The 11,888-nt window shown below is 60.3% G+C and carries 6 protein-coding genes and 2 pseudogenes; 5 read left to right on the plus strand and 3 right to left on the minus strand.

Features of this window, described 5'->3' with window-relative positions; all coding sequences use genetic code 11:
- Positions 1 to 165 precede the first annotated feature (165 nt).
- The 3 genes from putA to U862_RS0109715 all read left to right on the plus strand — a co-directional run bounded on the left by putA (position 166) and on the right by U862_RS0109715 (position 7,060).
- Positions 166 to 4,119: a trifunctional transcriptional regulator/proline dehydrogenase/L-glutamate gamma-semialdehyde dehydrogenase gene (putA, locus tag U862_RS0109705; RefSeq protein ID WP_025110224.1), complete on the plus strand. Its 3,954-nt coding sequence runs from the start codon at positions 166 to 168 to the stop codon at positions 4,117 to 4,119.
- A 244-nt stretch (positions 4,120 to 4,363) separates the two neighbouring features.
- Entirely contained in the window at positions 4,364 to 6,166 is a 1,803-nt protein-coding gene (locus U862_RS0109710; protein ID WP_025110225.1) for an acyl-CoA dehydrogenase, read from the plus strand.
- Between the two features lie 165 nt (positions 6,167 to 6,331).
- The gene (locus U862_RS0109715) at positions 6,332 to 7,060 is read left to right on the plus strand and encodes a hypothetical protein (RefSeq protein WP_025110226.1); all 729 of its coding nucleotides are present in this window, start codon (positions 6,332 to 6,334) and stop codon (positions 7,058 to 7,060) included.
- A 48-nt stretch (positions 7,061 to 7,108) separates the two neighbouring features.
- Here U862_RS0109715 and U862_RS0109720 read toward each other — a convergent pair whose 3' ends face one another.
- From U862_RS0109720 to U862_RS0109730, 3 genes are all read right to left on the minus strand, one after another.
- Positions 7,109 to 9,046, minus strand: a complete 1,938-nt coding sequence (locus U862_RS0109720) for a methyl-accepting chemotaxis protein (RefSeq protein ID WP_025110227.1) — start codon at positions 9,044 to 9,046, stop codon at positions 7,109 to 7,111.
- 99 nt (positions 9,047 to 9,145) lie between these two features.
- Positions 9,146 to 9,448 carry a cell division protein ZapA gene (locus tag U862_RS0109725; RefSeq protein WP_003220971.1) on the minus strand — a complete coding sequence of 101 codons (303 nt, stop codon included), beginning with the start codon at positions 9,446 to 9,448 and terminating at the stop codon, positions 9,146 to 9,148.
- A complete protein-coding gene (locus U862_RS0109730; protein WP_003220969.1) occupies positions 9,445 to 9,675 on the minus strand; it encodes a hypothetical protein in 231 nt (76 codons plus the stop codon). Before U862_RS0109730 ends, U862_RS0109725 begins: the two co-directional genes overlap by 4 nt.
- A 343-nt stretch (positions 9,676 to 10,018) precedes the next feature.
- Here U862_RS0109730 and U862_RS31435 point away from each other — a divergent pair.
- Positions 10,019 to 10,675 (plus strand): annotated as a pseudogene (locus tag U862_RS31435) (MCP four helix bundle domain-containing protein); the annotation flags it as partial.
- Positions 10,676 to 10,978: 303 nt separating this feature from the next.
- Positions 10,979 to 11,578: pseudogene (locus U862_RS31440) on the plus strand (methyl-accepting chemotaxis protein); the annotation flags it as partial.
- Between the last annotated feature and the right edge of the window lie 310 nt (positions 11,579 to 11,888).

Here is an 11,888-nt window from a genome sequence, read left to right on the forward strand (position 1 = left end):
ACGCACCAAGCAAGTGCTGCACTCGAGTACCAGAAAATAATTCCTGATGAGGCGTTTATTTTTCCGACAAAAAAAGGGTTGCACCCGGTTGCACCTCTTTCGGCGCACGGCTAATCTTGCCGCCAGCTGATGCCACGCAACTGTGGCAACCATGAGGATAAAAATATGGCTACCACCACCCTTGGGGTCAAACTCGATGACCCGACCCGCGAGCGCCTGAAGGCTGCCGCGACCTCGATTGATCGCACACCGCACTGGCTGATCAAGCAGGCAATTTTCAATTACCTGGAAAAACTCGAGGGTGGTGCAACCCTGACCGAGCTGAACGGTTTGACCGCCAAGGACAGCGACGACGCCGGCGAAGTCCACACCGATCACGCCCATCAGTGTTTCCTCGAATTCGCTGAAAGCATCCTGCCGCAATCGGTGCTGCGTGCTTCGATCACTGCCGCTTACCGCCGCCCTGAGCCGGAAGTGGTGCCGATGCTGATTGAACAGGCGCGCCTGCCGGCACCGATGGCCGAAGCCACCAACAAACTCGCCGCGACCATCGCGGAAAAACTGCGTAACCAGAAAAGTGCCGGCGGTCGTGCAGGCATTGTTCAGGGTCTGCTGCAGGAATTCTCCCTGTCGTCCCAGGAAGGCGTAGCCCTGATGTGCCTGGCCGAAGCGCTGCTGCGTATACCGGACAAAGGCACTCGTGATGCGCTGATCCGCGACAAGATCAGCACCGGCAACTGGCACCCGCATTTGGGCAACAGCCCTTCGCTGTTCGTCAACGCGGCCACTTGGGGCCTGCTGCTGACCGGCAAACTGGTGTCGACCCACAACGAAGCCGGCCTGACGTCGTCGCTGAGCCGCATCATCGGCAAGAGCGGCGAGCCGATGATCCGCAAGGGTGTCGACATGGCCATGCGCCTGATGGGCGAGCAGTTCGTCACCGGCGAAACCATCGCCGAAGCGCTGGCCAACGCGAGCAAGTTCGAAGCCAAGGGCTTCCGCTATTCCTACGACATGCTCGGTGAAGCGGCACTGACCGAGCACGACGCGCAGAAGTACCTGGCGTCGTACGAACAAGCCATCCACTCGATCGGCAAAGCCTCCCACGGCCGTGGGATTTATGAAGGCCCGGGCATTTCCATCAAGCTGTCGGCACTGCACCCGCGTTACAGCCGTGCGCAGTACGAGCGCGTGATGGACGAGCTGTACCCGCGCCTGCTGTCGCTGACCCTGCTGGCCAAGCAATACGACATCGGCCTGAACATCGACGCCGAAGAAGCCGACCGTCTCGAACTGTCGCTGGATCTGCTCGAGCGCCTGTGCTTCGAGCCGCAACTGACCGGCTGGAACGGCATCGGTTTCGTGATCCAGGCTTACCAGAAGCGTTGCCCGTACGTGATCGACTACGTGATCGACCTGGCTCGTCGCAGCCGTCATCGCCTGATGATCCGCCTGGTAAAAGGCGCGTACTGGGACAGCGAAATCAAACGCGCCCAGGTCGAAGGCCTGGAAGGCTATCCGGTCTACACCCGCAAGGTGTACACCGACGTTTCCTACATCGCTTGTGCGCGCAAACTGCTGTCGGTGCCGGAAGTCATCTACCCGCAGTTCGCCACGCACAACGCCCACACCCTGTCGGCGATTTACCACATTGCCGGTCAGAACTATTACCCGGGCCAGTACGAATTCCAGTGCCTGCACGGCATGGGCGAACCGCTCTACGAGCAGGTTGTCGGCAAAGTTTCCGAAGGCAAGCTGAACCGTCCGTGCCGTGTGTACGCACCGGTCGGCACCCACGAAACCCTGCTGGCGTACCTCGTGCGTCGTCTGCTGGAAAACGGCGCGAACACCTCGTTCGTCAACCGCATCGCCGACCAGTCGATTTCGATCCAGGAGCTGGTGGCCGATCCGGTGGCTCAGATCGAGCAGATGGCGACCGTGGAAGGTGGTTTCGGCCTGCCGCACCCACGCATTCCGTTGCCGCGTGACCTGTACGGTTCCGAGCGCGCCAACTCCTCGGGCATCGACATGGCCAACGAACACCGTCTGGCCTCGCTGTCCTGCGCCCTGCTCGCCACCGCGCACAACAACTGGAAAGCCGCACCGATGCTCGGTTGCGCCTCCAGCAACGAAGCCCCGGCCCCGGTGCTGAACCCGGCCGATCACCGCGATGTGGTCGGTCACGTGCAGGAAGCCACCGTCGCAGACGTCGACAACGCGATCCAGTGCGCCCTGAACGCCGCGCCGATCTGGCAGGCTACCCCGCCCGCCGAGCGCGCCGCGATTCTGGAACGTGCCGCGGACTTGATGGAAGGCGAGATCCAGCCGCTGATGGGCCTGCTGGCCCGTGAAGCCGGCAAGACCTTCGCCAACGCCATCGCCGAAGTCCGTGAAGCGGTCGACTTCCTGCGTTACTACGCGGTGCAGGCACGCAACGATTTCAGCAACGACGCCCACCGCCCACTGGGCCCGGTGGTGTGCATCAGCCCATGGAACTTCCCGCTGGCCATCTTCAGCGGCCAGGTCGCTGCGGCACTGGCCGCCGGTAACCCGGTACTGGCCAAACCGGCTGAGCAAACGCCGCTGGTTGCCGCGCAAGCCGTGCGCCTGCTGCTTGAAGCAGGTATTCCGGAAGGCGTACTGCAACTGCTGCCGGGTCGCGGTGAAACCGTCGGTGCCGGCCTGGTCGGTGATGAGCGCGTCAAAGGCGTGATGTTCACCGGTTCCACCGAAGTCGCGCGTCTGTTGCAGCGCAACATCGCTGGCCGTCTCGACAGCCAGGGCCGTCCGATTCCGCTGATCGCCGAAACCGGTGGCCAGAACGCGATGATTGTCGACTCTTCGGCCCTGACCGAACAAGTCGTGATCGACGTGGTGTCCTCGGCGTTCGACAGCGCCGGTCAGCGCTGCTCGGCTCTGCGTGTGCTGTGCCTGCAGGAAGATTCTGCTGATCGCGTCATCGAAATGCTCAAAGGTGCCATGGCTGAAAGCCGTCTCGGCAATCCTGAGCGCCTGTCCGTAGACATCGGCCCGGTGATCGACGCCGAAGCCAAGGCTGGCATCGACAAGCACATCCAGGGCATGCGCGATAAAGGTCGCAACGTGTACCAGGTGGCGATCGCCGACACTGAAGAAGTCAAACGCGGCACCTTCGTCATGCCGACCCTGATCGAACTGGAAAGCTTTGACGAGCTGCAGCGCGAGATTTTCGGCCCAGTGCTGCACGTGGTTCGTTACAAGCGCAAAGAGATCGATCAACTGATCGCTCAGATCAACGCTTCCGGTTACGGCCTGACCCTCGGCGTGCACACCCGGATCGACGAAACCATCGCCAAGGTGATCGACAACGTCAACGCCGGTAACGTCTACGTCAACCGCAACATCGTCGGTGCCGTGGTCGGCGTGCAGCCATTCGGCGGCGAAGGCCTGTCGGGTACTGGCCCGAAAGCCGGTGGCCCGCTGTACCTGTACCGCCTGCTGTCGACCCGTCCGGCCGATGCGATCGAACAATCCTTCGCTCGCGGTGATGCTGTCGTCGCCCCGGACGTGCGTCTGCGAGATGCCATGAGCAAACCGCTGAACGCCTTCAAAGCCTGGGCCGAGAGCAACAAATACGCCGACCTGAGCGCCCTGTGCGTGCAGTACGCCGCCCAGTCGCAAAGCGGTATCACCCGCGTGCTGGCCGGCCCGACCGGCGAGAAGAACAGCTACGCGATACTGCCGCGCGAGCATGTGCTGTGCCTGGCGGACGTCGAAGGCGATCTGCTGACCCAACTGGCGGCGGTATTGGCTGTCGGCGGTTCGGCAGTGTGGCCGGAGTCCGACATCAGCAAGGCGTTGTTCGCACGCCTGCCGAAGGACGTTCAGGCGCGGATCAAGCTGATCGCCGACTGGAACAAGGACGAAGTGGTGTTCGATGCAGTCCTGCACCACGGTCATTCCGATCAGCTGCGCGGCGTCTGCCAGCAGATCGCCAAGCGTGGCGGTGCAATCGTTGGCGTTCAGGGCTTGTCCCAGGGCGAAACCAACATTGCGCTGGAGCGTCTGGTGATCGAGCGGGCGTTGAGCGTTAACACGGCTGCGGCGGGTGGTAACGCCAGCCTGATGACCATCGGTTAATACCGATAACCGGGCTGCCGCAATGGCCGCCCGGTACGCAATACCCCTGTGGGAGCGGGCTTGCTCGCGAACGCGGTCGATCAGTCGACATCAATGTTGCCTGACACACCGCATTCGCGAGCAAGCCCGCCCCCACATTTGATTAGTGGCACCCCCGCCTCTCCATCACTCCCATCAATCATCCTGTTCAGCCTTTATCAGCACGCCTAGACTCGGCCCAACCCCAAATTTCAGGTAGGCCGCCATGTCCGAGACGCTGCTCAGTTCCCGCAATCTGGCTTTCGAGCTGTATGAAGTCCTCGATGCCGAAGGCCTGACCCGGCGTGAGCGCTTTTGCGAGCACAATCGCGAAACCTTCGACGCCGCCATCGGCACCGCGCGCAGCATCGCCGAGAAATACTTCGCGCCGCACAATCGCAAGGGCGACGAGAACGAGCCGCGCTACGAGAACGGCCAGGCGGTTCTGATTCCGGAAGTGAAACCGGCCGTGGATGCTTTCCTCGAAGCCGGCTTCCTCAACGCCGCGAGAAGCTTCGAGGCCGGTGGCATGCAATTGCCGACGCTGCTGTCGCAAGCGTGCTTTGCGCACTTTCAATCGGCGAACGCGGCAACCACTTCGTACCCGTTCCTGACCATGGGCGCGGCCAACCTGATCGAAAGCTTCGGCACTGACGAGCAGAAACAGCGCTTCCTGCAGCCGATGATCGACGGCCGTTTCTTCGGCACCATGGCCCTGACCGAACCGCATGCCGGCTCTTCGCTGTCGGATATCAGGACTCGCGCGGAACCTGCGTCCGACGGCACTTATCGGCTCAAGGGCAACAAGATCTTCATTTCCGGCGGCGATCACCCGCTGTCGGAAAACATCGTGCACATGGTGCTGGCCAAGCTGCCCGACGCACCACCGGGGGTGAAGGGCATTTCGCTGTTCATCGTGCCGAAATTTCTGGTCAACGATGACGGCAGCCTCGGTCAACGCAATGACGTGCTGCTGGCCGGGCTGTTCCACAAGATGGGCTGGCGCGGTACCACGTCCACCGCACTGAACTTCGGCGATAACGGCGAGTGTGTCGGCTATCTGGTGGGCAAGCCGCATCATGGGCTGAGCTACATGTTCCAGATGATGAACGAAGCGCGGATCGGCGTCGGTATGGGCGCGGTGATGCTCGGTTATGCCGGGTATCTTTATTCGCTGGAGTACGCTCGCGAACGTCCGCAAGGTCGTGTGCCGGACAGCAAGGACCCGAGCACAGCGCCGGTGGCGATCATTCAGCACGCGGATGTCAGACGCATGCTGCTGACGCAAAAATCCTACGTCGAAGGGGCGTTTGACCTCGGTCTGTACGCGGCGCGGCTGTTCGATGACACCACCACGCTGGAAACCGAAGCCGAGCGCAAACAGGCCCACGAGTTGCTGGATCTGCTGACGCCGATCGTCAAATCGTGGCCATCGGAGTTCTGCCTGAAGGCTAACGAACTGGCGATCCAGATTCTCGGCGGCCACGGTTACACCCGCGAATACCCGGTGGAGCAGTATTACCGTGACAACCGCCTGAATCCGATCCACGAAGGCACCCACGGCATTCAGTCGCTGGACTTGCTCGGACGCAAACTGGCGCAGAACGGCGGCGCGGGGCTCAAGCAACTGATCCGCCTGATCGCCAACACCGCCGAGCGCGCGACCGCGCACGAATCACTCACCGAGTTGCGTGAGCCGCTGGAGAAACTGGTGGCGCGCCTGCAAGTCGTGACCATTGGGCTGTTGACTGATCTGGCGCAGGGCAAGGTCAACAGCAGCCTGGCGAATTCGGCGCTGTACCTGAAGGTGTTCGGGCACACGGTGATTGGCTGGCGCTGGCTGGAGCAGGCGATTCGCGCCGAAGAAGGATTAGCCCATGGCAATGCGGCGGATGCCGACTTCTATAAGGGCAAGTTGCAGGCGGCGCGGTATTTCCTGACGTGGGAAGTGCCGGCTTGTCACCATGAACTGGCGTTGCTGGAGGCGCGGGATGATACGTGCCTGGCGATGCAGGATGCGTGGTTCTGATCAAGCCGTTGAGTTACCCACTCACACTTAAAACATTTGCGCACCTGTCAGGCTTTACAGGTGTGCAAATCAGGATTTGGCGATAGGCTGTTTTCGCCTGACATGTAGTTTGCCCGGCAAGTATGGACTTGAAGTACACCTTCCACTCCGAGAGGCAGACACATCATGAGTAGCAAAACGCTCGAAGAACGATCCATCAAGCTTTCGGGGATTGTGACCAAGGACTACTGCATTCTCGCTTCCACCTCAGCCACGTCTCTGCGCAACGGTACGGTCTGGACGAATAAGGATTCAACCGTATCCTCTGTCATCAGCAAAAATCATCAACGATTATCGGATGAACAAAGCCTGATCAGTATCGTAATGGCTCCAGGCGATAACGAGCTTGGTATTACAACTACCGCAACGGCAATGTTTGAAGTGACTTCTGTGGGCGATCACTATTTATCGACACATCGCGTCACCTTCAAGGACTTCACCCACATGCAAGACAATCAATGGAATGCTACGGTGTACGGCACGCCATTGCTTAATGACACGCCAGAATCGTTAATCGACCCCTATGTCATGCTCAGCGAATATCAGTTTTTCATGGCGGCCAGAGTCAATGACAATGTGAAAGATGAGGGCAGCCAAGAGCGCATCAGCAAAAAAACCTACACAAAGTTAGCCAACAATCTTTACATCAATGAAATTGTGACCCCTTATAAGACCTATGCCAACTCCCAGTCTTTCAACAACGACGACATGTTCAGAACATTGGCGTCAGACGATCTCTACGTTGATGAGTCAGCAGAGTGGTTGGTCAAGGAGAAACTGGTTTACTACTTGCTTACCTTGGGCGGAATCGACTTTTACGGTAGAGAACTCCGCCTGATAAAAGCTGCGCGATAATTCGCCCGACGCGCCTCAGCCGGCGCGTCGAACCGAAAAAAAACGCTATCAATTTAATCGAAACCCACCCATCTGCCGCGCCAGATCATCCGCCAGTCTCTGCAACATCTGGCAGTCTTCGCGACAAGCCCTGACCTCCCCCGCCGTCGCCCGCGCCAGGTCGGAAATCCCCTGCACATTACGGTTGATCTCTTCAGTCACCGCCGACTGCTCTTCGGTCGCCGTCGCCACCTGGTGGTTCATGTCGCTGATGCGCTCGACCTGCCCGGTAATCGCCGTCAACGACGCGCCGGTACGCTGACTGGATTCAACACCGGTGCCGGTCGCCGCCTGACCGGTACGCATCGATGACACCGCATTCTCGGCGCCCTGCTTGAGGCTGCCGATCATCTGCTGAATCTCGTCGGTGGACGCTTGGGTCCTGCGCGCCAAGGTGCGCACTTCATCGGCCACCACAGCGAACCCGCGCCCCATGTCCCCGGCCCGCGCCGCTTCGATGGCGGCGTTGAGTGCCAGCAGGTTGGTCTGCTCGGACACCCCGCGAATCACCGCCAGCACCGAGTCGATCGATGCCACCTGATGCGCCAACTCACCGACCGCGCCAGCCGCCACGCCAATCTCATCGGACATGCTTTCGATATGACGGATCGAGCCACCGACCACTTCCCGCGCCTGCAGCGCTTCGTCCCGTGCGGTTTGTGAGGCAAGCGCGGCGTTGCCGGCGTTCTGTGCGATCTCCTGCACGGTCAGGCCCATTTCATGCACCGCCGTGGCGACCATATCGGTCATTTCCTGCTGACGGCCGGAACGCTCGGCGGTGTTTTCCACCACTCTGGCCACTTGGCCGACAGCGGTGCGCAGACGTTCGCTGGTGGTCAGCACCTCACCGATCATCCCGCGCTGGCTGTCGAGGAATCGGTTGAAGCCCCGGGCCAGATCGCCCAGCTCATCGGCGCGGCTGGAATCTAACCGATGGGTCAAATCTCCACCGCCGCTACCGATTGCTACCAGCGCGGCTGTTACCTGACGAATCGGCCGCACCAAACCTTGCGCCAGCCACACCACCAAGGCGAGGCACACCAGCGCCACCGCCAGACCGATGCCGCCACTCATCCACATCGCTTTGCGGGCTTCGGCATAGATCTGCGACTGCGGCACTTCGGCCACCAGGGTCCAGCCAAGATCGCGCAACGGCAGGCTGAAGACGAGGAAGTCTTCGCCGTCCCTTTGGAAGCTGCTGTTCACGGCAACTTTTTGACCCAAGACGCTTTGCGCAGCGCTGGCGCCGATCTGCTCGCTCAAGGTGCGCTTGCCGCTGTATTGCGCTTCAGGATGAACCTGGATCAAACCGTCAGAACGCACAAGATAGACCTTGCCGCGCTCACCGAAGCTGAAGTTGTGGATCAGCTCCGACAGCTCTTTCATGCTCAGGCCAAGCCCTGCCACGCCGACCACCTTGCCCGCCTGCTCGACCTTCAGGTCGATGAACAGCGCCAATTCTCCGGTAGCACCGTCGTTGTCGATATTCAGGGTGCGGGGTTGGTTGCTGTCGAGGAAGGAATAGAACCAGGCATCGGCCGGCTTGGCGCGGCTGAGGGTGCGGTCCAGGCCTTTTTCGGTGATGTAGTGATTGGACTCGGCGCCGATGATCAATGCGGTGAAGGCTTTATGTTCGGCGCGGATACCTTCCAGATACTGCGCGAAGGCCGCCGTTTTGCCGCTGTCTTCACCCGAGGCCAGCCAGTCGCGCACCATCGTGTTGCTGGCGATGTCCTTGGCGGCGGTCAGTGGCTGAACGAGGATGCGTTCGATGTCATTGCGCGTCGCTTCGATGCTCGACGGCAGCGCTTGTTCGACCAGATAGCTCTGGGCGAGGCGGTTGACCACCAGGGTATAAATGCCAACCACGATCAGGATGCTGAACAGCAGGGCGGTGCCCATGCTGAGAATCAGCTGCCATTGAATACTGCGTCGCCACAACTGCATGGAGCACCCCCAAAGAATAAGTGGCCGAAACAATGCAACAGCCGTGCCGATTGTATACAACCCAATCGACAATCTATTCTTTGGTTGTGCGCAACCCCATCAACCCTGATTGATGGTCTTGGCGATGGTTTCGACCGTGGCGCTGACTTGCTCTTGGTAACGGTCGAGTTCTTCCTGGTGCTGCTTCTTCATTTCGATCTGCTGCGAGCACAGATTCATGGCTGCCAGCACCAGCAAGCGGTCACCGATCAGCGTCGGGTATTTGCGTTTGGTGTCGGCCAGTGCGGCCTTGAGCATCAGTGCGGCGTCCAGCAGGGTCTGTTCTTCCCCGGCCGGTGCCTTGATCGAATAGTCCTCCCCGAGAATGGAGATGACTTTTACCCCTGCGGTGCCGTGGTTCATGCGCTGACAGGACCTGCGTTGACGCGATCAACCAGTGCCTGGATGCGCGCTGCGGTGGCGCCGTGCTTCTCTTCCTGTTCCATCAGGCTCAGTTGCAGGCTTTCGTTTTCATCCTTGGCCTGGGCCAGTTCCGTGGACAGGGTCTGGTTGGTTTGCGTGAGGGTCTGGTTCTGTTGCACCAGGTCGCTGACGAGCTGTTCCAATTGGCTGAGGGATGCTTCCAACATTTTGATCTTCCAGGCGTTTTTCAAAGGGCGCGTACGATAAAGAAAAGTCACTGCGGATGCCAGGGTTAAACCGGCGCAAGGCCTTGATTTTCCTGGCGGCCGACCGTTCTTGCGAGCTTTAAAGACTGCGATCTGCCGATCTGGTTCCTGCACTTCGTCGCCCAGGCCCTTATGCGACAAATACGCACACTGCCTCAAGACTTTAGTCGTATGACCGATAAGTCATCCATACAGCAATCTCAGCCCGCATGGATGCGGCCCTTTTTGGTATCACGCCATGTCCCTTCGCAATATGAATATCGCCCCCCGGGCGTTCACCGGTTTCGCCCTGATCGGCGGCCTGATGCTGATCCTCGGCGTGTTCGCCTTGAACCAGATGAGCAAAATCCGCGGCGCTGCCGAGAACATCACCACCAGCAGTGTGCCGAGCATCAAGAACCTCGACGAGTTCACGCAACTGACCCTGCGCCTACGGGTGCTGTCGTACCGTTTGCTGGTCAACCGTGAAGCGGACGTGCAGCAGAAAACCGTCGAGCTGCTGGAGATGCGCAACCAGCAGATCCGCGCCGCCCAAACCGCCTATGAGCCGCTGATCGTCAGCCCGCAGGAGCGCGCCGCGTACGATCAGTACGTGCAGTTGCTCGGCCAGTACCGCCAGATCGAAGACCGGATGAAAAGCCTGTCGCGCAACAATCAGGTGGACGAGTTGCGCAACCTGCTGAACACCCAGTTGCTCGACAACTCCGAGGCGATGAACAGCGTGCTCAACCGCCTGATGCAAATCAATGGCCAGCAGATCAGCGAAACCAACCAACAGGCCGCCGAGCAATACTCCTCGGCATTCAATCTGGTGGTCACCCTGCTGGTCGTCGCCACTGGCCTGACGTTCCTGTTCGCCTGGCTGCTGACCCTCAGCATCACCAAGCCGATCTCGAAAGCGCTGGACGCGGCGGAAACCATTGCCGAAGGCAACCTGACCCAGCCGATCCACGTTGACGGCACCGACGAAGCCGGGCGCCTGCTGGCGGCCATGGCCAAGATGCAATCGAAACTGCGCGACACCCTGCAGCGCATCTCCGGCTCCGCCACCCAGCTGGCTTCCGCTGCCGAAGAGCTGAACAGCGTCACCGACGAAAGCGCCCGTGGCCTGACCCAGCAGAACAACGAAATCGAACAGGCCGCCACCGCCGTCAACGAAATGACCAGTGCCGTGGAAGAAGTCGCACGCAATGCGGTAAGCACTTCGGAAGCCTCGAAGAACGCCACCACTTCGGCGGGCGACGGCCGTGACCTGGTACAGGAAACCGTCAGCGCCATCGAACGCATGAGCGCCGATGTGCAGAGCACTGCAACCCTGATCGGTGATCTGGCGAACGAATCCCGTGACATCGGCAAGGTGCTCGACGTGATTCGTGGCCTGGCCGATCAGACCAACCTGCTGGCCCTCAACGCAGCTATCGAAGCGGCACGTGCCGGTGAAGCCGGGCGCGGTTTTGCCGTGGTGGCGGACGAAGTCCGTGCCCTGGCACACCGCACCCAGCAGTCGACCAGCGAAATCGAGCGGATGATCGGCAGCATCCAGAGCGGCACCGAACACGCCGTGGATTCGATGCGCAACAGCACCGAGCGCGCCGAATCGACGCTGAACATCGCCCGTGGCGCCGGTCTGTCGCTGGACACCATCAACACCGCGATCGTTGAAATCAACGAGCGCAACCTGGTGATCGCCAGCGCTGCCGAAGAGCAGGCACAAGTGGCCCGCGAAGTGGATCGCAACCTGGTGAACATTCGCGACCTGTCGGTGCAGTCGGCCACCGGCGCGAATCAGACCAGTGCGGCGAGCAACGAGCTGTCGCGCCTGGCGCTGGACCTGAACAATATGGTTGGGCGCTTCAGCCTTTGATCTAAAAGCAAGATCAAGAGCGCCCCCTCTCCCCAACCCTCTCCCCCTAAAGGGGGCGAGGGGGAAAGGGAGCAGATCTTCGTGCTTTTCAAAACCTGAGTTCGACTCGCTATTTCAGGTCGATGTAACTCGAGAGAGCCACTCGGTCAGTCCCCTTTCCCTCCGGGAGAGGGCCAGGGTGAGGGCAGCGATCTCAAGCCGAACCCAAATCTGCATCCCCCACTGAAAAACCTTTTTGACAGCATCACATTTCAACAGGTTAGAATCGCTGGCACGCAGACTGCATGGTCAGTTTGTGCCCGTCTTTACG

Source organism: Pseudomonas sp. H1h (genome assembly GCF_000633255.1).
GTDB lineage: Bacteria > Pseudomonadota > Gammaproteobacteria > Pseudomonadales > Pseudomonadaceae > Aquipseudomonas.

Coding starts and splice junctions, on each gene's coding strand:
- putA (WP_025110224.1), top strand. CDS start 166: ATGGCTACCACCACCCTTGGGGTCAAACTCGATGACCCGACCCGCGAG.
- U862_RS0109710 (WP_025110225.1), top strand. CDS start 4,364: ATGTCCGAGACGCTGCTCAGTTCCCGCAATCTGGCTTTCGAGCTGTAT.
- U862_RS0109715 (WP_025110226.1), top strand. CDS start 6,332: ATGAGTAGCAAAACGCTCGAAGAACGATCCATCAAGCTTTCGGGGATT.
- U862_RS0109720 (WP_025110227.1), bottom strand. CDS start 9,046: ATGCAGTTGTGGCGACGCAGTATTCAATGGCAGCTGATTCTCAGCATG.
- U862_RS0109725 (WP_003220971.1), bottom strand. CDS start 9,448: ATGAACCACGGCACCGCAGGGGTAAAAGTCATCTCCATTCTCGGGGAG.
- U862_RS0109730 (WP_003220969.1), bottom strand. CDS start 9,675: ATGTTGGAAGCATCCCTCAGCCAATTGGAACAGCTCGTCAGCGACCTG.